The following is a 23,325-nucleotide window of genomic DNA, read 5'->3' as shown; positions in this document are numbered from 1 at the left end:
CGGCCGAGCGGCGAGGCCCAGAGCGCCTCGATCGCGGCGCCCGCCGCCCAGCGGCCGAGGTCCTCGGCCTGGCGGCGGCCCTCCGCGTCGAGGGCGATGTCGCTGACCCCCGCGTACCGGTTCTCGGCGTGCCATTCCGTCTGGCCGTGCCGGGCCAGAAAAAGCGTCGTCACCCGTGTTCCCCCGTCGCCCCTCGCGTTCCCCGCCTCAAGTATCCCGCTCCGCCGGGCGGACGTTCCCGCAATGGCCGTGATGATGCCTGTCGGCCGAGTGGCTTGGCGGAGGAACCGTCCGGTCCGCCAGGATGAGCCCATGAGCAGAGCGGGCGCGGGCGGCACGGGCGCGGGCGGCAGGGATGCGGGCGAGACGGGCGGCGCGGGAGAGACGGGCGGCGCGGGCGCGGTGTCGCGCGGGCCGGCGCAGCGCCGCCAGGCGATCGCCGACCACGTCCTGTCGGCGGGCTCCGCGACGGCGGCCGAGCTGGTCGAGCGGTTCGGCGTCAGCCTCATGACGATCCACCGCGACCTGGACGAGCTGGAGCGCCAGGGCATCGTCCGCAAGTTCCGCGGCGGGGTGACCGCGCAGCCGTCCGGCGTGTTCGAGAGCAACGTCGCCTACCGGCGCGGCTCGATGCGGGCCGAGAAGGAGGCGATCGCCGCACGCGCCCTGGAGCTGGTGGAGCCGGGCATGGCGGTGATGCTGGACGACTCGACCACCGCGCTCGCGCTGGCGCGGCGGCTCGGGGAGGTGACGCCGCTGACCGTCGTCACGAACTTCCTGGAGGGCCTGAACCTGCTCGCCCGCGCCGGCGGCGTCCGGCTGATCGCGCTCGGCGGCGACTACGACGCGCTGCACGACTCGTTCCTCGGCGTGTCCTGCGTGGAGGCCGTCGAGTCCCTCAACGTGGACCTGTGCTTCGTGTCGACCTCGGCGGTCTCGGCGGGCTACGCCTTCCACCAGGAGCAGCACATCGTGTCGGTGAAGCGGGCCATGCTGGCCTCCGCGTCCCGCAGCGTCCTGCTGATCGACTCCACCAAGCTCGGGCGGACCGCGCTGCACCGGGTCGCGCCGCTCGGCGCGTTCGACCGGGTGATCACGGACGCGGGCGCGCCCGCCGCCGCCCTGCGCGACCTCGACGAGCACACGATCGTCCGGGATGTGGTGGCGGTGCCGTGACCAGGTTCGGGCCGCCCGTTTTCGGGCACGATGGCTCCCGCACCCATCGCTGACCAGGGAGAACGAGATCGTGACCGTACCGAAGATCGACCTTGTCGACGGCCGCTCCATGCCGCAGCTCGGCTTCGGGGTCTTCCAGGTGTCCGACGACGAGGCGGAGACCGCCGTCAGGACGGCCCTGGAGAACGGCTACCGCAGCATCGACACCGCGAGCGTGTACCGGAACGAGCGCGGCACCGGCCGCGCGCTCCGCTCGTCCGGCGTGCCGCGCGAGGAGCTGTTCGTCACCACCAAGCTGTGGAACTCCGACCAGGGCTACGACAGCGCGCTGCGCGCCTTCGACGCGAGCCTGGAGCGCCTCGGCCTGGAGTACGTCGACCTCTACCTGATCCACTGGCCGCTGCCGAAGCGCGGCACCTACCTGGAGACCTGGCGGGCGTTCGAGAAGCTGAAGGCGGACGGCCGGGTCCGCTCGATCGGCGTCTCCAACTTCACCGTCGAGACCCTCCAGCACATCCTGGACGAGTCCGACGCGGTGCCCGTCCTCAACCAGATCGAGCTGCACCCGTACTTCCAGCAGGCCGGGCTGCGCGCCTTCCACGAGGAGCACGGCATCCGCACCGAGGCGTGGGCGCCGCTCGGGCAGGGCCACGGGCTGCTGGACGACCCGGCCCTCGCCCGCGTCGCCGAGGCCCACGGCCGCACCCCGGCGCAGATCGCGCTGCGCTGGCACCTCCAGATCGGGAACATCGTCATCCCGAAGTCGGTGACGCCGTCCCGGATCGCGGAGAACATCGCGGTGTTCGACTTCGAGCTGACCGGCGAGGAGATGGCGGCGCTCGGCGAGCTGGACCGGGGCACCCGCTTCGGGCCGGACCCCGCCACGTTCGACGTGACGGGCTGACCTCCCGCATTCACCGCCCGGCCATCCCGACGGCGGCGGGGCGTTCCACCGGCGGGGCACCTTGCCGACGTGAGCCCCGCCGACGTCCCCCGCCACCGTTCCGCCCGCCTGGCCGCCACCGTCGCCTTGGTGGCGGCCGCGGGCGCGTCCGCCCCGCCGGTCGCCTCCCGGCACGTCCCGCTTCCCGCCGCCGTCCGCGTCACCGCGGCGACGGGCAAGGCGCCCACCGGCGAGTGCAGGCCCGGAGCCCCGTCCGACTTCGACGGTGACGGGACGCCCGACCTCGCCGCCGGAGCCCCGTACGCCACCGTCCGCGGCCGGTTTCGCGCGGGCGCGGTCGGGGTCCGCCGGGCCGCCGGGGTGACCTGGCTGTCGCGCGAGGGCGCCGCCCGCGCCGGCGACGGGTTCGGCGCGTCCCTGGCGGCCGGCGACTTCGACCGCGACGGCTGCGCCGACCTCGCCGTCGGGCTCCCGGACGCCGTTCCCGGCCGGCGCGCCACCGGCGCCGAGGGCGGCGGCGCCGTGCAGATCTTCGCGGGCTCGCCGGACGGGCTCCGGCCCGGCCCGCTGCTGACCGTCCGGTCATTGCACCGCCGCTCCGGGACCGATCGCTTCGGGGCGTCCCTCGCCGCCGCCGACCTCGACCGCGACCGCGACGACGAGCTGGTGGTCGGCGCCCCGGGGCTGGCGGGCGGCGGCGGGGTCGCGGTCTTCGGGCTGCGCGGCCGCGGCCTGCGCCCCGGGCCCCTGCTCACCCAGCGCACGTCCTGGATCGGGCAGCGCGCGTCCGAGACCGACGGCTTCGGGACGGTCCTCGCGGCGGGCGACTTCGACGGCGACCGGCGGGCCGAGATCGCCGCCGGCGCGCCCGGCGACGGCTCCCGCGGCGCCGGGACGGTCACGGTGCTCGACCCGCTGGAACGGTCCGCGCGGTACGTCGTCCAGGACGGGTCCGGCGTGGCCGGGACGGCGGAGCGCGCCGACGGCTTCGGGTCCGCGCTCGCCGCGGCGGACTTCGACGGCGACGGGCGCGACGACCTCGCCGTCGGGTCCCCGGGCGAGAACCGGGAGGAGACGGCCGCCTACGCCGAGGGCGCCGTGCAGGTGCTCGCCGGGCCGTCGATGCGGCAGCTCGGCCCCACCTTCACCGGGCGGTCGCGCGGCGGCCCCTTCGACCACTTCGGCGACGCCCTCGCCGCCGCCGACCTGACCGGCGACGGCGTCCCCGATCTGGCCGTCGGCGCCCCCGGCCGGAGCGCGGTGCGGATCCTGCGCGGCGCCCGCGGGACCGGCCCCACCGGGCGCGGGGCGCTCACGATCGGTTCGCCGTTCGGCCCCTCGGCGCGCTTCGGCGACACCCTTTCCGTGACGGGCCGGGGCCGCCGCGCGACCCTCGTCATCGGTGCTCCAGGCGCCTACGCGTTCGGCGGGGCCGTCACCGTGCTGCCCGCCCTGGCCTCCCGCCCGGCCTCACTGCCGTTCCCGGCCAGGGGCCTGACGGGGTTCGCCTTCCCGTGACGCTCAGGCGGAGTCGACCCGGAGCCGGGCCCGGTAGGCGGACGCCGGGACGGGGTCGGTGGAGGTCCTCGCCGGAGCCAGCGCCACCAGCCGCAGCACCTGCCCGGCCACGGTGACCGACTTCCCGTTCGCGCGGGAGGCGTGCAGCTCGTGCGAGGCGGTCCGTCCGCCGGAGGGCGTGACCGCCACGGTCACGATCGCGTCGCCCTCCCACATGCACTGGACGCTCGACGGGCACCGGCTGTCGTTCGTCACGCCGACGAACCGCACCGCCAGGTTCCCGCCGTCGACGCGGGCGGTCTGGCCGGGAGCGAGCGTGAAGTCCTCGCCCTTCCCGACCGCCGTCCGCGGGGTCGGCTCGGTCGCCCGGGCCGGGTCCGAGGGCGCCGCGGGACGCGTCGCGCTCGGCGGCGTCGCGGTGCGGGTCGGAGCCGCCGAGGCCCCCGAGCCGCAGGCGGCGAGCACCGCGGCGGACGAGGCGAGGAGCACGAACCGGTGGAGTCGCATGGCCGCCATGGTTCCCCCTTCGGGTGCGGCACGGGACGCGCTTTAGACGTCCCTTACCCGCGCCCGGTTCCCTCCGGGATCAGTGGGACGGCGACAGCGTGCGGGCGCCGTCGGGGACGGTGAAGGCCGCGGCGACCGACGCCGCCGCGCCCCGGCGGGTCACGCGGGGCAGCGTGTGGAACTCGGCGCGCAGCTCGTCCGGGGCGAGCCTGCCGAGCACGTAGCCGCGGCGCTGGTCGATGAACGCGATGTGCGGGTTCTCGGCGCGGACCGCGGCGTTGCCCGCCGGGTCCGGGACGCCGTCGCCGTCGCTCGCGATCGACGTGGCGACCAGCTCGACGCCGACGGCCGCCGAGGACGGGTCGTCGAAGTCGGCGAGCAGGTCGCAGGCGTGGGCGACGTGGACGTCCCCGGTGAGGACGACGGGGTTGCCCGCGCCGGACGAGCGCAGGGCGCCGATGACCCGCCCGCGCTCGGCGGCGTACCCGTCCCAGCCGTCCAGCGCCATCTCCCGGCCCGGCCCGAGATGGAGGTCGCGCTGAGCGAGGAAGACCTGCTGGGCCAGGATGTTCCAGCGGGCGCGGGAGCCGCGCAGGCCCGCCTCCAGCCAGCGGAGCTGCGCCGGTCCGAGGAGCGCCCGGCGCGGGTCGAGGCGGTCGTCGCAACCGGCCCGCAGGCCGTCGTCGCAGGGCTGGTCGGACCGGAACTGCCGGGTGTCGAGCAGATGTACGGCGGCTGTGGCGCCCCAGTCCAGCCGCCGGGTGAGGCCGAGGCGCCCGTCCCGGCGGACCGCGGCGGCGCGCAGCGGCATGTGCTCGTAGTAGGCGCGGATCGCGGCGCGCTTGCGGGCGGGAAACCCCGGCACCTTCGTCCCGGGAGCGTTTCCGGCCCAGTTGTTCTCGACCTCGTGGTCGTCCCAGATGACCGCCCAGGGCGCGGCCGCGTGCGCGGCCCGCAGGTCCGGGTCGGTGCGGTACTGGGCGTGCCGGAGCCGGTAGTCGGTCAGCGTCATGCACTTGCCCGGCGTGTGGTGCCGGACGACCGGGAGCGGGCCCCGTCCGTCCGCCACGTCCTCGTAGAAGTAGTCGCCGAGGTGGATGACGAGGTCGGGGTCCTGCTCGGCCAGCCTCCGGTAGGCGGTGAAGTAGCCGTGCTCGTAATCGGCGCAGGAGACGGCGCCGAAGACCAGCGGCGATATGGAGCCGGGCGCCGGTGCCGTCCGGGTGCGGCCGGTGGGCGACACGTGCCCGTCCGCCCGGAACCGGTAGAAGTAGGCGGCCCCCGGCCGCAGGCCGCGCACCTCGACGTGGACGCTGTGGGCGCTCGCGTGGCGGGCCGTCGCCCGGCCCCCGGCCGCCACGCGGCGGAAGCCCTCGTCCTCGGCGACCTGCCACTCGACGAGGACATCGCGGTCCGCCATCCCGCCGTGGCCGTCGTCCGCGAGCGGGCGCGGGGCGAGCCGGGTCCAGAGGACGAAACCGTCGGCCGCCGGATCCCCGGAGGCGACGCCGAGCGCGAACGGGTCCGGCCGCCCCGCCGCGAGGCCGCGATCAGCCAGGGATGCGGTGCCGATGAGGGAGCCGGTGGCCAGGAACGTCCTGCGTGTCATGTCCACGGTTCCCAGTGCAGAGGACCGGATTGAGCCGGAACCGACCATCGAGGCAACGCTGAGTGAAGCACTCGTGGCGCCGCGAACCGCCCGGTACCGGACGCCGCCACCGTTCACCGGACCGCCCGTGAAGGTTGCCCTGGCCGTCACCGGACGGGTCCTGGCCCGGGTGTCCGCCGCTCGGTACCGTCCCGGGCGGCGGTGATCCCCGGCGATGGTCGCGGCGGGACGCCGCCGTCGAGAGGAGCCCGAGATGGCCGGCACGGCGAGGCGGATCGCGTTCAGGACGACGAGGGGGAGGGCGGCGCTCGTCGCCGCGGCCGTGCTGCTCCCGGTCGCTGCGCTGGGCGGCACCGCGGCCGGCACGGCGTCGGCCGCGGCGCCCGCCAAGGCGCCGACCGCGCACGCGAAGGTCCCGGCGGTCTTCGGGCACCGCGGCGCGGCCGGGTACCGTCCCGAGCACACCGCGGGCTCCTACGAGCTGGCCGTCCAGATGGGCGCCGACTACATCGAGCCCGACCTCGTCCCGACCAAGGACGGCGTGCTCGTCGCCCGGCACGAGAACGAGATCGGCGGCACCACCGACGTGGCGCGGCACCCCGAGTTCGCGTCCCGCAGGACGACCAAGACCGTGGACGGGACGAAGGTCACCGGCTGGTTCACCGAGGACTTCACCCTCGCCGAGCTGAAGACGCTGCGCGCCGTCGAGCGGCTCCCGGACGTCCGGCAGCACAACACGCTCTACAACGGCCGCTACCAGGTGCCGACCCTCCAGGAGGTCATCGACCTCGCGAAGGCCCTCGGCGCGAGGTACCACCGGCGGATCGGCGTCATCCCGGAGACCAAGCACCCCACCTACTTCCGCTCGATCGGCCTGCCGCTGGAGGGCCGGCTCGCCACCGCGCTGAAGCGCAACGGCCTCGACAGCGCGGACGGCCGCGCGATCGTCCAGTCGTTCGAGCCGTCGAGCCTGCGCCTCCTGCACGCGCAGCTCCGCGTGCCCGCGCTCCAGGACCTCTCCACGACCGGCGCCCCCTACGACACGGTCGCCACCGGCAAGGGCCCGACGTTCGCCCAGATGATCACTCCGGCGGGGCTGCGGGAGATCCGCACCTACGCCGAGTGGATCGGCCCGGACAAGTCGCTCGTCATCCCGCTGAAGGGCGACGGGACGCTCGGCACGCCCTCGGCGCTGGTGAGGGACGCCCACGCCGCGAGGCTGAAGGTCGGCCCGTACACGTTCCGCAACGAGAACCAGTTCCTGCCCGCGGACCTGCGCAACGGGACCGTCCCGTCCGACTACGGGCAGGCGTTCCGCGAGTACGAGGCCTTCTTCAAGGCCGGCATCGACGGCCTGTTCAGCGACAACGCCGACACCGCCGTCCAGGCCCGCAACGCCTTCTAGGACGCCCTCCAGGCGGTGAGGACCGCGTCCACGTCCGCGCGGATGCGGTCGCGGGCCTCCCGCCTCGGCACGCCCGCCATGAGCATGGCGTCGTAGCCGGTGTCGAGGTGCCGGACGGACGCGATGACGGCGAGCGTGACGGCCTCCTCGTCGAGGTCGCGCCCGGCGGCGGTCCGCCCCACCCGGCCGCTGCCGCGCAGGCCCGCGTGCCGGGCGATCTCCTCCGGGCGCCCGGACGGGCAGCCGGGGAACAGCCTGACGATCTCGGCGGCCATCCGGGCCTGGAAGTCGAGGTCCTGCTCGGCGCGGCGCTCCCGGTCCCGGTCGCGGCGCCGGGCGCGGGCCTCCTCGTCGGCGAGGCACTGCTCCTCGGCGCGCTCCAGCGCGGCCTCCTCGACCAGGATCCCGCGCCGCTCGTAGCGCTTGCGGCGCCGGTTGTGCTGGACGACGACCGCGGACAGGCCGCTCTCCTTCTTGGCGCGGCGGCTGAGCGCGGCGTCGCCGGACGGCAGGAAGACGAGATGGCCGAGGTCGGCGCAGTCCAGGCAGAGCGGAACGGAGTCCTCGACGAGCTGGAACTCGCCGGTGCCGCGGCAGCCGCCGCACGTCCACGCGCCGTCCGCCAGCAGGACGGTGATGTCGGGCGCCTTGTTCTGCCGGGCGGTGAGCCGCTCGCGCTGGGCGGGCGTCAGGTCGGGGGACAGCCAGTGCGTGCGGTGATCGCGCTCGGCCGCCTCGCCACCGGCGGCGGTGAAGCGGAGCGGGCGGCGGTCGCGGGTGGCGGCGGTGTAGGCGGTCTCGGCGGGCTCCAGCTCCCGCTCGCGCGCCCAGGCACGCAGGGCGCGCAACGCCGCGGCGATCCTGTCGGGGCGGACGTTCATCGCCGCGTGCAGATGGTCGGTGCGCCCCTGCCGCCACTCGTCCACCTGGGCCGCGCGAATCCACCCGATCCGCGCGAACACGTCCACGGGAGCGACGGAGCGCGAGCGCTTCAGAAGTTCGTCGGCGGCCTCGCCCACCCGCCGCGCCAGCCGCGACTCATGCACCTCACTCACGGCCGACCACGCTATAGGACCCACAACAGCCACGCCGCCCCTCACCACCCACGTCGTCCGGACGGCAACCGTCGACTGACCGCCGCCCGCCAAGTCGCCGCCGTGCCCCGCCCTCGCACGAAGGCAGCGCCGCCACCGAGCCTGCTGGCCCCCCAAGTGGTGCTTGGCATCACCCCGGGCAGGTGGCCCCCGGCCGCACGGCACCGGCATCGAGGCCGGATGTCATCGACCCGGGGTCGCTGTAGCTTGAGAAGTTATGGTGCAGCCGTCGACCGGCTCGGGGAGCGCCGCGCAGGACGGGGGAGGGCGCGGCGTCGAGGTTGTGGCGCTGGTGACATCGGCGGGCGGCCTGGAGGCGCTGTCAGCCGTTCTTCGTGTGCTGCCGTGTGACTTCCCTGCGGCGGTCGTCCTCACCCAGCACCTCGGTGGGCAGGGGAGCGCGCTGGTCGAGATCCTCGCCCGACGGATCGCGCTTCCGGTCAGGTGGGCGCGCGAGGGCGGCCGGGTCGAGCCGGGGACGGTGACGGTGTGCCCGCCGCGGTCGGTGCTCGAGGTCCTGCCCGACCGCACGTATGCGGTGCGCCCGGCGGAGAAGGTGCGCGCGGAGCGGCCGCTCGACGCGCTGCTGACGTCGGTCGGTGACAGCTTCGGCGCTGCGTCGCTCGCGGTGGTGCTGACCGGGATGGGAAGCGACGGTGCCGCGGGCGCCGCGGCCGTGCGCGCGGCGGGCGGGCGGGTGATCGCGCAGAGCGAGGACACGGCGGAGCAGCCCTCGATGCCCGCCGCCGCAGTGGCCGCGGGCGCGGTGGACCTGGTGCTGCCGCTGTTGGAAATCGGGCCGGTGTTGGTGGACGTCGCTCTCGGCCGACGGCTGCCGCTTCCGCGCACTGAGGCGGAGGCGATTCGAGCCACCTTCGGTAGCGAGGGCGTGATGGCCGGCCAGGCAGCCGCGCTGGACTGGAGCCGCACGCGCCTTGGCCCGGTGAGTGGGTGGTCACCGACGCTGAGATCCGTCGTACGCCTGATGATGGCCAGCCCCGATCCCGGTTACGTGCTGTGGGGGGAGGACTTCCTGTGGTTCAACAACGACAGGGCGCTTCCCTTCCTGCCGGGGCGTGAGGCCGAGGTGCTCGGGCGACCAACACGCGAGCTGTTCCCGGAGGTCTTCGAGCAGTCTCGCGTCATATACGACCAAGTGTTGGCGGGCGCGTCGGCCCGCCATCCGCAGGCCAGCTACACCTACCTCGTCAACGGCCGGATGCGGCAGATCTGGTTCAACCTGACCGACGTCCCCATCTACGAGCCCGATGGGACGGTCGGCGGCATCCTGCGCACGATCACCGACGGCACGGCGGAAGTGCTGTCGGCCCGGCGGCTGGCGGTGCTCGACGCGCTCGCGAGCGCGCCGCGCGCCGGCGGCCGCAGGCAGGCACTCGCCGAGGCGCTGGAGATCATGGCAGGCTCGGCCGACGTCGTCTACGCCATCGCCTATCTCCTCGATGCCCAGGCAACCGGTGCGGGTCTGGTCGGCGCGGTCGGGGTGGAGGAGGGCTCACCGCTGGCGCCCCGCCACGTGCGGCTGGCGCCAGGTGCTGCTTGGCCACTGGACCAGTTGACCGAGCCGGTCACGGTCGACGACCTGGCCACGCGCTTCCCTGGACACGGCGTCGTCGCCGACCGGCCGGCACCCGAGATCGCCGTGGTCCACCCCCTCGGCGACGAAGCCGATGACCGGGTGGTCGGGGCACTGGTCTTCGGGGTCGACCCCTACCTGGCCTTCGACGAGGGGTACAGCGGGTTCCTGACCCTCGTCGCTGATTCCGTGGCGGCCCGGATGGCGGACGCGCACGCGCGGCAGCGGGAGCGGGAACGGCGGCGGCGCCTCAAGGACCTGGATCGGGCCAAGACGGAGTTCTTCTCCAACGTCTCGCACGAGTTCCGAACGCCGTTGACGCTGATGCTCGGTCCGCTGGAGGAGCTCGGCCGCGACAGCGACGGGCTGTCGCCGGAGCAGCGGGCCGACGTCGACCTGGTGCGCCGCAACGCGCGGCGGCTGCTGCACCTGGTCGGGACCATGCTCGACTTCTCGCAGATCGAGGCGGGGCGGCTCCGGGCGACGTTCGCGCCGGTCGATCTCGCCGAGCGCACCCGCGACATCGTCGCCCAGTTCGAGAGCGCCGCCCGCCGCGCCGGAGTGGGACTCGAAGCCGACCTCGCGCGGCTGCCCGAGCCCATCTGGGTGGACGCCGAGATGTGGGAGAAGATCGTTTCCAACCTGATCTCGAACGCGCTCAAGTTCACTCTCGAAGGCCGGATCGAGGTCACGCTGCGCGCGTTGCCCAACCACGCCGAGCTCGCCGTCCGCGATACCGGCGTGGGCATTCCGAAGGAGGAGCTGCGGCACGTCTTCAAGCGCTTCCACCGGGTGCGGGGCACACGTGGGCGCACGCACGAGGGGGCGGGGATCGGGCTGGCCCTCGTCGATGAGCTCGTGCGCCGCCATCACGGGCGCGTCCGGGTTGCCAGCACCGTGGGAGAGGGGACGACGTTCACGGTCTGGATCCCCTCCGGGCGGCGGCCCACGGCGTTGGACGCGGCGCCGTCGGCGGACCCGCCGTTGCAGGTCGCGGCCGCGATGGCCGAGGAGGCCTCGAACTGGGGAGAGGCACCCGCGGCGGAGTTGTTCGCCGACGATGTGGCCCGGCACGAGCTCGGCGGGAACGCGCCCACCGCGCGCATCCTGGTCGTCGACGACAGCAAGGACATGCGGGACTACCTGGCACGTCTGCTGGCGCCGCACTGGGAGCCGGTGACGGCGGCGGACGGCGCACAGGCCCTGGCGCTCGCGCACCGCGACCCGCCGGATCTCGTCCTCACCGACGTGATGATGCCGGGCCTGGACGGCTTCGCGCTGCTGCGCGAGCTGCGCGGCGACCCGGACCTGAGCGGGATCCCGGTTGTGCTGGTCACCGCGCGGGCCGGGGAGGAATCGGCGATCGAGGGCCTGCTGGCCGGCGCGGACGACTACATCGTCAAGCCGTTCTCGGCCCGCGAGCTGGTGGCGCGCGTGGCCGGCCAGCTTGAGGTGGCCCGCGTCCGCCGGCGCTCGGCGGAGCTGAACGCGTTCCGCCTCGGCTTCTCGGATGCGCTGCGCGCGCTCTCGGACCCGGTGGAGATCCAGCGGACCGCGTGCCGCAGGCTCGTCGACCAGCTCGACACCGACGGCGCCGCCTTCGTCGAACTCGACGGGGCAACGGGTGTGGTCGTCGGCGGCGGCGCCCACGCGACCACGAGCCTGCCCGACCTCGCCGGCACCTCTTCCGACGTGCTGTCGGCGCTGTTCGAGCGCGCCCTGGGCCGCGGCGAGCGGAGTGTGATCGTGGACGCCGAGGACTCCTCCCTCACTGCCGGTGTCCGCGCGGCGTACGCCGAGCTCGGGATCGGCGCGCAGCTCGTCCTGCCGCTCCCCCGGAACGCAGGCCGCAGCGGCGTCCTCACGGTCCACCAGAAGACGTCCCGTCGCTGGACGGAGGAGGACGTCGCGCTCGCCGAGGAGGCCGCTGGACGCGCCTGGGCCGAGGTCGAGCGGGCCCGCGCCGAGGCGGGACTGCGCGAGAGCGAGCAGCGGATGCGCATGGCGATTCGCGCGACCGGCATCGTGACCTGGGAATGGGTCCCCGCGCAGGATCGCATCACGACCAGCGACAACTTCGCCGACGTCTACGGCTTCCCGGCTCTGGCGAGTGCGGCCGACGGGTTCGCCCTCGTCCTGCCGGAGGACGCCCAGCAGCACCTCGACAAGGTGCGGGCCGTCGCCGACCGGGGCGGCAGCTACACCTCCCAGTTCCGGATCCGACGACCTGATGACGGGCAGATCGTCTGGCTTGAGGAGCGCGCCGAGGCCACCACCGGGCCGGACGGCACGGTGGAGCGGGTCATCGGCGTGACGCTCGACATCACCGAGCGGAAGAGCAGAGGACCAAACCGCCGGCCAGATGACGTCTGAACCCTCCTGGCTCTAGCGGCGGCCAGCCCAGGCTGGCGACAGGCGGCTCCGTCCGACAACCGCGGATGGCGCCCGATGCGCCCCGAGGTGCGGTGATGCACGACGCTAAGGCGATCCGCGAACACAAGGTCCCCCACACCGGGCACCGCTGAGAAGAACTGGGTCGTCGCGGAGTACGCGCCCAGCGGTACCGCGCTGCGCGCCCGCGAAGACTTTTACAGCGCGCGATCGCCGTCGAGGCCTTGAAGGTGCGGCACTGATGAGCCGACGCCGCGAACCCTGCACCGCTCGCCAAGAGCGGCGTGTGGTGTCCCCTGAGAGCGTGCTGTCGCTGACCCGCGCGAAGGGTGGTTAGTTACTCAGCGTAGCGTTTGATGTATGGGGAGTGATCGGGGGGAGTTGGTTGGGCCGCGGGGGCTGCGGGTGGCGGCGGTGCGGCTTGCGGGGGCGCACCAGGCGTGGGCGGACTTTGCGGGTGTCGCGGGGGAGAGCGCGTTTCTGGTGACGCGGAACGGTGCGTTCGTCGGCTACTTCGCGTCCGTGGAAGATCTGGCGCGCGTCGTCGACCTCGCGGAACTGCGGGCCAGGTGACGGATGCGGCCTCCGGACGGGGTCAGGGCTTGCGGGAATGCCGGATAGCGTGTAATCGTTTACACGAAACGGCGTGTAAACGATTACAGGCCGGGTTCGGCGCGACGGGCGGGAGGTGCCATGGCCGGGGTCAAGGACGTCGCGCGCCTCGCGGGCGTGTCGGTCGCCACGGTGTCGCGCGTGCTGAACGACAGCGCCCCGGTGACCGAGGAGACGCGGGCCCGCGTGCTGGCAGCGGTGGCCGAGCTCGGCTACCGCCCGAACGGTGTCGCCCGCTCGCTCCGCACCGACACGACCCGCACGGTCGGGCTCGTCATCGGCGACATCCTCAACCCGTTCTTCACCGAGCTCGCGCGGGCGGTGGAGGACGAGGCCCGCAGCGCCGGGTACTCGGTCGTCATCGGCAACGCCGACGAGCGCCCGGGCCGCCAGGACCACTACGTCCGGACCCTGCTGGAGCAGCGCGTGGACGGCCTGCTCCTGTGCCCCACGGCGGAGATCACGCCGCTGGTGCGCGACGTCGTCCGGGACGGGGGGCCGCTGGTCTTCCTCGACCGGACGCTTCCCGGCCTCGACGTGCCGACCGTCCGGGCGGACGGGACGGCGGCCATCGGGGAGCTCGTCGCGCATCTCGCGCGGCTCGGCCACCGCCGCGTCGCGTTCGTCTCGGGGCCCGCGCTGCTGTCCACCGGCCGGGAGCGGACCGAGGCGTTCGTCGCGGCGCTGCGCGCGAACGGGCTGCCGGTGCGCCCGGAGTACCTGGAGGCGGGCGACTTCCAGGCCGCCAGCGGGCGGGCGAGCGCCGCGCGGCTGCTCGACCTGCCCGAACCACCCGAAGTGATCTTCGCGGGGGACAACCTGATGGCCCTCGGCGCGCTGGACGAGATCCGCGCCCGCGGCCTCGCCATCCCCGGCGACGTGGGCCTCGCCTCCTACGACGACGTCCCCTGGTTCACCCATGTCGACCCGCCGGTCACGGCCATCGCCCAGCCCGTCCAGGACCTCGGCCGCCGCGCCGTGCGCGCGCTGCTGGAGCGCATCGCGCGCCGCCCGGTGGAGCCGGAGGTCCTCGCGGCCCGGCTGGTGGTCCGCCGCTCCTGCGGCGAGCCCGGCCCGGACAGGGGCGCGGAAGACCTCGCAGTACGACCCCTGGGGGCGGGCCCTCAGGGCGGAGACCTCACGAAGGAAGGGAGCGGCCCGGCATGAGCGCCACGGGAACCACGGGCGCCGGGACGGCGGGCACCGGGGAGATCTTGCGCGTGCGGGGGCTGCGCAAGGCCTTCCCGGGCGTGCTCGCGCTCGACGGCGTCGACTTCGATCTGCGGCCGGGCGAGGTGCACGTCCTGCTCGGCGAGAACGGCGCGGGCAAGAGCACGCTGATCAAGACGCTGTCGGGCGCGCACCGCCCCGACGCCGGCACGATCGAGATCGACGGCGAGCCGGTGCGGATCCGGTCCGCGCAGGACGCCGAGCGGCTCGGCATCGCGACGATCTACCAGGAGTTCAACCTCGTCCCGGAGCTGACGGTCGCGGAGAACCTGTTCCTCGGCCGCCCGCCGCGGCGGTTCGGGCTGGTGGACCGCGGCGCCATGAACGCCGCCGCGCGGGACCTGCTCGCGCGGGTCGGCGTGGACGCGGAGCCGTCCGACCGGATGGCCGGGCTCGGCATCGCGCGCAGCCAGATGGTCGAGATCGCCAAGGCGCTGAGCCTGGACGCCCGGGTGCTGATCATGGACGAGCCGACCGCGGTGCTCACCACCGGCGAGGTCGACCGGCTGTTCCGCATCGTCGCGCGGCTCCGCGATCAGGGTGTGGCGATCGTGTTCATCACCCACCACCTGGAGGAGATCCCGCGGATCGGCGACCGGGTGACGGTTCTGCGCGACGGCCGCTCGGTCGCCGAGGTGCCCGCGGACACGCCGCAGGACGAGCTGGTCCGGCTCATGGTGGGCCGCGCGATCGAGCAGCAGTACCCGCGGGAGCGGTCCGAGGCGGGCCCGCCGCTGCTGGAGGTGCGCGGCCTCACCCGCGACGGCGTGTTCGAGGACGTCTCGTTCGACGTCCGGGCGGGCGAGGTCGTCGGCCTCGCCGGGTTGGTCGGCGCCGGCCGCACCGAGGTCGCCCGCGCGATCTTCGGCGCGGACCGTCCCGACCGCGGCGAGGTCCGGGTGGACGGCCGGGCGGTGCCCGCGGGCGACGTGCACGCCGCGATGGAGGCCGGGCTCGGGCTCGTCCCGGAGGACCGCAAGGGCCAGGGGCTCGTGCTGGGCGCGGACGTCCAGGAGAACCTGGGCCTGGTCACGCTCGGCCGGTCCAGCCGCGGCGGGTTCGTGGATCGTTCCAGCCAGCGGCGGGGCGCCGGCGACATCGCCGGGAGGCTCAACGTGCGGATGAGCGGCCTCCGCCAGGAGGTCCGCACGCTGTCGGGCGGCAACCAGCAGAAGGTCGTGATCGGCAAGTGGCTGCTGGCCGACGCGAAGGTGCTCATCCTGGACGAGCCGACGCGCGGCATCGACGTCGGCGCGAAGGTCGAGATCTACCAGTTGATCAACTCCCTCACCGCCTCCGGCCACGCGGTCCTCATGATCTCCAGCGACCTCCCCGAGGTGCTGGGCATGAGCGACCGGGTGCTCGTGATGGCGCGGGGGAGGCTGGCCGGCGAGCTGCCGGCCGGCGAGGCGACGCAGGACGCGGTGATGGCCCTGGCCGTCTCCGGGCAGAACAAGGGGGAGAGCGACCATGGCGACTGAATCGCTGCGCAAGCGGCCGGAGTCGCCGTCCGGTGGCGGCGCGCTGCGGACCGCGGGACGCCTGCTGGGCGAGAACGGGGCCCTCGCGGGGCTGGTGATCCTGGTGGTCGCCCTGGCCCTCGCGTCCGGCGACTTCCTCACGGTGACGAACCTGCTGAACGTCGGGGTGCAGGCCGCGGTGACGGCCATTCTCGCGTTCGGTGTCACGTTCGTCATCGTGACCGCCGGGATCGACCTGTCGGTCGGCGCGGTCGCCGCGCTGTCGGCGGTCGTGCTGGCCTGGACGGCGACCGAGCACGGGCTGCCGTGGCCGCTCGCGCTGCTCGCGGCGGTCCTCGTCGGGATCGCCGCCGGGCTGGTGAACGGCGCGCTGATCACCTACGGGCAGCTCCCGCCGTTCATCGCGACGCTCGCCATGCTCGGCGTCGCCCGCGGCCTGGCGCTCGTGATCTCCGACGGCAGCCCGATCGCGCTGCCCGGCGCGGTGACGCACCTCGGCGACACGATCGGCGAGTACCTGCCCGTCCCGGTCCTCGTCATGATCGCGATGGGGCTGCTGACGGCGCTGATCCTCGCCCGCACCTACAGCGGGCGCGCGATGTACGCGATCGGCGGCAACGAGGAGGCCGCGAAGCTGTCCGGCATCCGCGTGGACCGGCAGAAGCTCGTCACCTACGCGCTGTCCGGCGCGTTCGCGGCCGTCGCCGGGATCGTGCTGGCCTCCCGGCTCGCCTCGGCGCAGCCGCAGGCCGCCAACGGCTACGAGCTGGACGCGATCGCCGCCGTCGTCATCGGCGGGGCGAGCCTGTCCGGCGGCAAGGGCAAGGCGTTCGGGACGCTGGTCGGCGCGCTGATCCTCGCCGTCCTGCGCAACGGCCTGAACCTGCTGTCGGTGTCGGCGTTCTGGCAGCAGGTCGTCATCGGCGTCGTGATCGCGCTGGCCGTGCTGCTGGACACCGTCCGGCGCCGCGGGCTGAGCGTCCGCCCGGCCGCGTTCTGGGCCGGCGGGGCGGCGGTGGTCGCGGTCGTCGCGGCGCTCGCGGTGGGCGTCGCGTCCACCGGCGACGGCGGCTCGAAGTCCGGCGGCGCGGCGGGAGGCGGCGGCGGGACGAAGATCGGCCTGTCGGTGTCCACGCTGAACAACCCGTTCTTCGTCCAGTTCCGGCAGGGCGCGCAGGACGAGGCGAAGCGGCTCGGCGTCTCGCTCACCGTGACCGACGCGCAGAACGACGCGTCCCAGCAGGTGAACCAGGTGCAGAACTACACGAGCCAGGGCCTGAAGTCGATCGTCATCAACCCGGTCGACTCCGACGCCGCGGCGCCCGCCGTGCAGGCCGCGAACCGGGCGAAGATCCCGGTGGTCGCCGCCGACCGGACCGTGAACGGCGCCTCCGTGGCGCAGCTCGTCGCGTCCGACAACGTCGCGGGCGGCCGGGACGCCGCCGCGCAGCTCGCGAAGGAGCTGGGCGGCCGGGGCAAGATCGTGATCATCCAGGGGCAGGCGGGGACCTCCGCGTCCCGCGAGCGCGGGCAGGGCTTCGAGCAGGGGCTCAGGCAGTACCCGGGCATCCAGGTGCTCGCGCGGCAGCCCGCCGACTTCGACCGCACCAAGGGCCTGGACGTCATGACCAACCTCATGCAGTCCCACCCGGACCTGAACGGCGTGTTCGCCGAGAACGACGAGATGGCGCTCGGCGCCGTCAAGGCCCTCGGCGGCAAGGCGGGCAAGCAGGTCAAGGTCGTCGGCTTCGACGGGACGCCGGACGGCATCAAGGCCGTCCAGGCCGGGACGATGAACGCGACCGTCGCCCAGCAGCCCCGGCTGCTCGGCAAGATGGCCGTGGACAGCGCGCTCAGGGCCGCGAAGGGCGAGAAGATCGCAGCGACGGCCCCGGTGCCGGTGAAGATCGCCACGCCGGAGAACGCCGCCCAGTTCGCCACCTCGTGACATCGTGATCGGGACCGCCGGCAGGGGAGAGGGACGTGTCGCAGCAGCGTGACGCCGCCGAGCACAGCGGCGCCGAGCACAGCGCCGCCGAGCATGGCGCCGCCGAGCATGGTGGCGTGCGGTACGACGTGGTCGTCGTGGGGTCGGTCAACGCGGACCTGGTGGTCGGCGTCGACCGGCGCCCGGGGCCGGGGGAGACCGTCCTCGGCTCCGACCTCGCCACCCATCCGGGCGGCAAGGGCGCCAACCAGGCCGTCGCCGCCGCCCGGCTCGGCGGCCGGGTCGGCATCCTCGGCCGGGTCGGCGACGACGGCCACGGCGCGCTGCTGCGCACCGCCCTCGGCGAGGCCGGGGTCGACCTCGGCCACCTGCTCACCACGCCGGGGCCGAGCGGGGTCGCGCTGATCACGGTCGGCCCCGACGGCGACAACAGCATCATCGTGTCGCCCGGCGCGAACGCCCGGCTCACCCCCGCCGACGTGGCCGCGGCCCGCGAGATGATCGCCGCCGCGTCCGTCGTGTCCTTCCAGCTCGAAGTGCCGCTGGACGCCGTGCTCGCCGCCGCCCGCGCCGCGGCGGACGCCGGGGGACGGGTCGTCCTCAACCTTTCGCCGCCCGCGCCCGTCCCGGACGACCTGCTCGCGCTCTGCGACCCGCTCGTGGTGAACGAGCACGAGGCCGCGTTCCTCCTGGGTGAGCGGAGCACCGACGACCCCGAGGCCATGGCCGGGGCGCTGCTGGGCCGCGGGGTCCGCTCGGCCGTCGTCACGCTGGGCGCCGCGGGCGCGCTGGTCGCGGGCCTCGCCGGGACGACGGCGGTCCCGTCCCCGAAGGTGGAGGCCGTCGACACCACCGGCGCGGGCGACGCGTTCACCGCCGCGCTCTGCCTCCGGCTGGCGCGCGGCGACACCCTGGAGGACGCGGCGCGGCACGCGGTCCGGGTCGGCGCCGCGGCCGTCCGCAGCCCGGGCGCGCAGAGCAGCTACCCCGCGGCCGGCGACGACCTGCCCACCTGAGGCGGCCGACCGGCTCAGGCGGCTCAGCCGGTGCGGGCGCGGAGGCGGTAGAGGGCGTCGGCGACGTCGTGGACGTCGGCGCCCAGGTCGAACGCGCTGAACAGGTGCAGGTCGTCGGCGGTCTCGATCTCCAGCAGCCGCGTGTGCAGCAGGAGGCGGCGCCGCTCGTCCACGCGGATCGCGGTGACCTCCTCCCACGGGACGCGGCGGTGGCCCGCGTAGCCCGCGACGATCGTCACGCCGTCCCGGTCGGCCGCCACCCGGACGGGCGCGAGGAGGTCGCGGAGCGCGAGCGCGCCGAGCCCGGCGGCGGCGACGCCCGCCAGGAGGAGGCGCTGCACGTCCCCGGCGCTCGCCGCCGCGAGCACCGCCACCGCCACGGCCGCCGCGCACTTGGCCACGACCTGCTTGGCGGGCACCCGCCACCGCCGCTCCGCTCCGGTTCCCCCGTCCATACGGTCACCGTAGCGGCAAGGGTGATCTATCCCAGTCGAGGCGGGTGTGCCCTGACTTGTTGCCTGATGGGTCCGATAGCGTCATGGCCATGCGACTCGGCGTGCTGGACGTGGGATCGAACACGGTGCATCTCCTGGTGGTGGACGCCCACCGGGGGGCGCGCCCGATCCCCGCGTTCTCTCACAAGGCGGAGCTCCGGCTGGCCGCCCACCTGGAAGACGGCGAACGCCTCTCGGCGGAGGGCGAGACGCTGCTCCGCGAGTTCATCGACGACGCCCTGCAGATCGCCGAGGACAAGGGCGTCGAGGACCTGGTCGCGTTCGCGACGTCCGCGGTCCGGGACGCCGCCAACGGCGAGGAGATCCTGGCGCGCATCCGGGAGGAGACGCGGGTCGACATCAGCGCGCTGTCCGGCGAGGACGAGGCGCGGCTGACGTTCCTCGCCGTGCGGCGCTGGTTCGGCTGGTCGTCGGGGCGGCTGCTGGTGGTCGACATCGGCGGCGGCTCGCTGGAGATCGCGGCGGGCATCGACGAGGAGCCGGACGCGGCGTTCTCGCTGCCGCTCGGCGCGGGCCGGCTCACCCGCGACTGGTTCACCGCGGACCCGCCGTCCGCCGACGAGGTCCGCAAGCTGCGCCGGCACGTCCGCGCGGAGATCGCCCGGCACATCGGGGAGGTGTCGCGGTACGGCGCGCCGGACCACGCGGTCGCCACGTCCAAGACGTTCCGCCAGCTCGCCCGGATCGGGGGCGCGGCGCCGTCGGCCGAGGGACCGTACCAGCGGCGGGTCCTGCGCGGCGGCGACCTCACCGAGTGGGCGGAGAAGCTCGCGCAGATGCCGCCCGCCGAGCGCGCCGCGCTGCCGGGGGTGTCCGAGCGGCGGGCGCCGCAGCTCCCCGCGGGCGCGATCGTCGCGGACGCCGCGATGGACTTGTTCGGGCTGGCCGAGCTGGAGGTCTGCCCGTGGGCGCTGCGCGAGGGCGTCATACTGCGCCGCCTCGACACCATCACGGGCTGAGCCCGCGCATGGGACCGCCGCCTCCGGTGCCGCACCGGAGGCGGTGTCCGGATCCGGCCTCGCCCGCTCCGGCCTGCGCGGACGCGCCTTGATCCCATTTTGCCCGGTCGGCAAAAAACGCGATACATCTTGACCGCTCCGGCGGGCCGTCATAGGTAAGGGGGACGGGCGGCCCACCAAGGGGGTTCATTCGATGGCGCGTGTGTACCGGTTCTCGTCACTGCCCTGCGGACGCTGGAGCAAGTACCTCGTCCTGGTGTTCTGGGTCGCCGTTCTCGCCCTCGCGGTCCCGCTGGCCGGGAAGCTCACCGGCGCCCAGTCGAACGAGGCGTCGTCGTGGCTGCCGAAGAACGCCGAGTCGACGCGGGTGGTCGACGCGTCCGAGAAGTTCGTGCCGTCCGACACCTTCCCCGCCGTGGTCGTCTACGACCGGGGCGGCGCGCCGGTCACGGCCGCCGACCTCACCAAGGCGAGGGCCGACGCCGCCCGCCTGGACGCCGTCACCGGCGACCCGAAGGGCGACGCCCCGCCGCGGAAGCTGGCGCAGAGCGTCGTGCCGCCCGCCGTCGCCAAGGACGGGAAGGCGATCCAGACGATCGTCAACGTCAAGGTCGGCAGCGACGGCTGGGACCTGCTCGGCCCCGCCGTCAAGGACTACCGCGACATCGTCCAGACCGGCGACCCCGGGCTTCAGGCGCACGTCACGGGACCCGCCGGGTACGGGGGCGACTTCAGCAACGTCTTCTCCGGCTTCGACAAGACGCTGCTGTTCATCACCGCCGCCATCGTCATCGCCATCCTGCTCATCACCTACCGCAGCCCCGTCCTCTGGCTCGCGCCGCTGCTGTGCGTCGGGGTCGCGCTCATGGCCGCCGAGGCCGTCATCTACCTGCTCGCCGAGCACGCCGGGCTGACCGTCAACGGGCAGGCCGCGTTCATCCTCACCGTCCTCGTCTTCGGCGCGGGCACCGACTACGCGCTGCTGCTGATCGCCCGCTACCGGGAGGAGCTCAGACGGCACGAGGACCGGCACGAGGCGATGGCGTTCGCGCTGCACCGCGCCGGGCCCGCCATCGTCGCGAGCGGCACCACGGTGGCGCTGAGCATGCTGTGCCTGCTGCTCGCCGTCCTCAACTCCACCAAGAGCATGGGCCCGGTCATGGCGATCGGCGTCGCCGTCGCGCTCGCCGCGATGGTCACGCTGCTGCCCGCGCTGCTCGTCATCTGCGGACGCTGGGTGTTCTGGCCGAAGCGCCCCCGGTTCGGCTCGCCCGAGCCCGCCGAGCGCGGCCTGTGGGCCCGGGTCGGCGCGCTCGTCGCCGTCCGCCCCCGCACCACCTGGATCGTCACGGCCGTCGTGCTCGGCGCCCTCTGCTTCGGGCTGTTCGCCCTCCAGACCGGGGCGCTGCCCAACAAGGACTCGTTCAGCTCCGGCAAGCCCGACTCGGTCACCGGCGAGGAGGTGCTCGCGCGCCACTTCCCCGCGGGCAGCGGCTCGCCCGTCCAGGTGATCGCCAAGGCCGGCACGCAGGACGCCGTCCGCGCCGCGCTCGCCGGCGTCCCCGCGATCACCGACGTCAAGGTCGCCGGGAACCGGCCGGGCGTGCCCGTCGACGGCCTCGTCTACCTGGAGGGGACGCTCAACGCGCCGCCCGACGCCCAGCCCGGCTTCACCGCCGTCGAGCGGGCCCGCGACGCCGTCCACCGCGTCCCCGGCGCGGACGCCGAGGTCGGCGGCAACGCCGCCGTCACCCTCGACATCAACAACGCCTCCCGCCGCGACCAGAACGTCGTCATCCCCATCGTGCTGGTCGTCGTGCTGCTGATCCTGGCGCTGCTGCTCCGCGCCCTCGTCGCGCCGCTGATCCTCGTCGCCACGGTCGTGCTGTCATTCGCGGCGGCGCTCGGCGTCAGCGCGCTCGTCTTCGAGCACGTCTTCGGCTTCGCCGCGGCCGACCCGTCCTTCCCGCTCTGGACGTTCGTGTTCCTCGTGGCGCTCGGCACCGACTACAACATCTTCCTGATGACCCGCGTCCACGAGGAGGCGAAGCAGCACGGGACGCGGCGCGGCGCGCTCATCGGGCTCGCCGCGACCGGCGGGGTCATCACCTCGGCGGGCGCGGTCCTCGCCGGGACGTTCGCCGCGCTCGGCTCGCTGCCGCTGGTGTTCGTCACCGAACTCGGGTTCACGGTCGCGTTCGGCGTCCTGCTCGACACGTTCGTCGTCCGGTCCGTGCTGGTCACCGCGCTCAACCTGGACGTCGGCCGGCACATGTGGTGGCCGAGCGCCCTGGCCCACCCCCGTCCCGTCCCCGTCGAGGACGAGGCGGCGCCGCCCGCGGAGCCCGTGACCAGCGCCGACTGACGGCGGCGCGGCCTACCAGTTCGGGTGGCCGAGGCTGAGGTTCGCGTTGACGGCGCGGTCGCCCGTGCCGTCGGCGCGGACCGCCCAGATCCGCGGCTTGGCCACCGGACCCCGCACGTAGCAGATCCACTTGCCGTTGCGGGACCATCCCGGGTCCATCTCGTTGTCGGCGTCCTTGACCAGCGGGCGCGGGTTCGACCCGTCGGCCTCCATCAGCCAGATGTCGCTCGCCGACGACTCCCCGTGCGTGTAGGCGATCTGCGACCCGTCCGGCGACCACGCCGGGTCGACGGCGCGCTGCCCGTCGCCCTTCAGCCTCGTCCACGCCGCCGACGGGCGGTCCGGGTCGAGGGTGTAGAGCTGCTCGGTGCCGCCATCGCGCTTGCTCCAGAACACCAGGCTCGACGCGACGGGCGCCCACATCGGGTCGTCCTTGTCGGACGAGTCGGTCGTGAGCTGCGTGACGGCCTTCCCCTGGAGGGTGATCGTGAAGATCTGGCGCACGCCGTCCTTCTCGCCCATGTAGGCGAGCCGCGCGCCGTCCGGCGACCACGTCAGCCGCCCGCCCGCGATGTCGGTCACCTTGTGCTGGCGGCTGCCGTCGGCGTTCATGACCCACGCCTCGTTCCGGTCGCCGTCCCTGCGGGTGAAGGCCACCTGCCTGCCGTCGGGGGACTTCACGGGCAGTATGTCGCACTTCGGCCCGCGGACGAGCGGCCGCGGATTCGCGTCGCCCGCCTTGTAGGTGCCGATGTCGGCGTGGCAGTCCCGCGGCCATCCGGGCTCGGTGTCGATCCGGACGAACAGCGCCGACTCGGGGAACGCCGCCGCGACGTTCCCCACCGGCTTGTCGTGCGTGCTGTCGCCGCCGGAGTTCACCAGCAGGTAGGCGCCGACGGCCGTCCCGGCGACGAGCAGCGCCGCCACCGCCGACCCGGCCACGAGCCTGCCGCGCCGGCCTCCCGCGCGCCGCGTCTGCGGCCGGGTCGGCGGCATCGGCG

The 23,325-nt window shown here is 74.3% G+C and carries 17 protein-coding genes; 11 read left to right on the top strand and 6 right to left on the bottom strand.

All coding sequences use genetic code 11. From position 1 onward, the window contains the following. Positions 1 to 314, bottom strand: a 314-nt coding sequence (locus E1300_RS53745) for a histidine phosphatase family protein (RefSeq protein ID WP_165503100.1), incomplete at its 3' end; no start/stop codon positions are given. Between E1300_RS53745 and E1300_RS32830 the strand changes: the two genes are divergently transcribed. From E1300_RS32830 to E1300_RS32820, 3 genes are all read left to right on the top strand, one after another. After that, positions 313 to 1,176 (top strand): DeoR/GlpR family DNA-binding transcription regulator, encoded by an 864-nt coding sequence (locus E1300_RS32830; RefSeq protein WP_131760994.1) that lies wholly within the window; start codon positions 313 to 315, stop codon positions 1,174 to 1,176. The genes E1300_RS53745 and E1300_RS32830 overlap by 2 nt on opposite strands. Positions 1,177 to 1,285: 109 nt before the next feature. Beyond that, on the top strand, positions 1,286 to 2,080 hold the full coding sequence (locus E1300_RS32825; protein ID WP_242619537.1) for an aldo/keto reductase: 795 nt from the start codon (positions 1,286 to 1,288) through the stop codon (positions 2,078 to 2,080). Between the two features lie 69 nt (positions 2,081 to 2,149). Further along, entirely contained in the window at positions 2,150 to 3,598 is a 1,449-nt protein-coding gene (locus E1300_RS32820; RefSeq protein ID WP_131760992.1) for an FG-GAP-like repeat-containing protein, read from the top strand. A 3-nt stretch (positions 3,599 to 3,601) separates the two neighbouring features. Here the strand turns inward: E1300_RS32820 and E1300_RS32815 are convergent, their stop codons facing one another. Continuing rightward, entirely contained in the window at positions 3,602 to 4,114 is a 513-nt protein-coding gene (locus tag E1300_RS32815) for a hypothetical protein (RefSeq protein WP_131760991.1), read from the bottom strand. A gap of 70 nt (positions 4,115 to 4,184) precedes the next feature. Then, positions 4,185 to 5,714 carry an alkaline phosphatase D family protein gene (locus tag E1300_RS32810; protein ID WP_131760990.1) on the bottom strand — a complete coding sequence of 510 codons (1,530 nt, stop codon included), beginning with the start codon at positions 5,712 to 5,714 and terminating at the stop codon, positions 4,185 to 4,187. Positions 5,715 to 5,967: 253 nt separating this feature from the next. On the opposite strand from E1300_RS32810, the gene E1300_RS32805 reads away from it, so the two are divergent. Further along, on the top strand, positions 5,968 to 7,119 hold the full coding sequence (locus tag E1300_RS32805; RefSeq protein WP_131760989.1) for a glycerophosphodiester phosphodiesterase: 1,152 nt from the start codon (positions 5,968 to 5,970) through the stop codon (positions 7,117 to 7,119). Here E1300_RS32805 and E1300_RS32800 read toward each other — a convergent pair. Beyond that, on the bottom strand, positions 7,116 to 8,174 hold the full coding sequence (locus E1300_RS32800) for a DUF2293 domain-containing protein (protein WP_242619536.1): 1,059 nt from the start codon (positions 8,172 to 8,174) through the stop codon (positions 7,116 to 7,118). The two genes, E1300_RS32805 and E1300_RS32800, sit on opposite strands and share 4 nt — an antisense overlap. A 256-nt stretch (positions 8,175 to 8,430) precedes the next feature. Here E1300_RS32800 and E1300_RS32795 point away from each other — a divergent pair, with 256 nt between their 5' ends. The 5 genes from E1300_RS32795 (at position 8,431) to E1300_RS32775 (ending at position 18,485) form a co-directional block, all read left to right on the top strand. Further along, positions 8,431 to 12,180 (top strand): chemotaxis protein CheB, encoded by a 3,750-nt coding sequence (locus E1300_RS32795; protein ID WP_131760987.1) that lies wholly within the window; start codon positions 8,431 to 8,433, stop codon positions 12,178 to 12,180. 711 nt (positions 12,181 to 12,891) lie between these two features. Beyond that, on the top strand, positions 12,892 to 13,977 hold the full coding sequence (locus E1300_RS32790) for a LacI family DNA-binding transcriptional regulator (protein ID WP_131760986.1): 1,086 nt from the start codon (positions 12,892 to 12,894) through the stop codon (positions 13,975 to 13,977). Beyond that, positions 13,974 to 15,521: a sugar ABC transporter ATP-binding protein gene (locus tag E1300_RS32785; protein ID WP_131760985.1), complete on the top strand. Its 1,548-nt coding sequence runs from the start codon at positions 13,974 to 13,976 to the stop codon at positions 15,519 to 15,521. Before E1300_RS32790 ends, E1300_RS32785 begins: the two co-directional genes overlap by 4 nt. Continuing rightward, entirely contained in the window at positions 15,511 to 17,469 is a 1,959-nt protein-coding gene (locus E1300_RS32780; protein ID WP_131760984.1) for an ABC transporter permease/substrate-binding protein, read from the top strand. Before E1300_RS32785 ends, E1300_RS32780 begins: the two co-directional genes overlap by 11 nt. 35 nt (positions 17,470 to 17,504) lie before the next feature. Continuing rightward, on the top strand, positions 17,505 to 18,485 hold the full coding sequence (locus tag E1300_RS32775; RefSeq protein WP_242619535.1) for a ribokinase: 981 nt from the start codon (positions 17,505 to 17,507) through the stop codon (positions 18,483 to 18,485). Between the two features lie 23 nt (positions 18,486 to 18,508). On the opposite strand, the gene E1300_RS32770 is transcribed toward E1300_RS32775, so the two are convergent. After that, positions 18,509 to 18,940: a PH domain-containing protein gene (locus E1300_RS32770; RefSeq protein WP_131760983.1), complete on the bottom strand. Its 432-nt coding sequence runs from the start codon at positions 18,938 to 18,940 to the stop codon at positions 18,509 to 18,511. Positions 18,941 to 19,023: 83 nt separating this feature from the next. On the opposite strand from E1300_RS32770, the gene E1300_RS32765 reads away from it, so the two are divergent. Beyond that, positions 19,024 to 19,959 (top strand): Ppx/GppA family phosphatase, encoded by a 936-nt coding sequence (locus E1300_RS32765; RefSeq protein WP_242619534.1) that lies wholly within the window; start codon positions 19,024 to 19,026, stop codon positions 19,957 to 19,959. Positions 19,960 to 20,152: 193 nt separating this feature from the next. After that, positions 20,153 to 22,324 carry an MMPL family transporter gene (locus tag E1300_RS32760; protein WP_131760982.1) on the top strand — a complete coding sequence of 724 codons (2,172 nt, stop codon included), beginning with the start codon at positions 20,153 to 20,155 and terminating at the stop codon, positions 22,322 to 22,324. A 12-nt stretch (positions 22,325 to 22,336) separates the two neighbouring features. On the opposite strand, the gene E1300_RS32755 is transcribed toward E1300_RS32760, so the two are convergent. Next, positions 22,337 to 23,325: TolB-like translocation protein (locus E1300_RS32755; RefSeq protein WP_207400082.1), on the bottom strand; the 989-nt coding region annotated here is incomplete at its 5' end.

This window comes from Actinomadura fibrosa (genome assembly GCF_900659615.1).
GTDB classification, from domain to species: domain Bacteria; phylum Actinomycetota; class Actinomycetes; order Streptosporangiales; family Streptosporangiaceae; genus Spirillospora; species Spirillospora fibrosa.
This window is presented reverse-complemented; position numbering and strand designations above follow the sequence as displayed.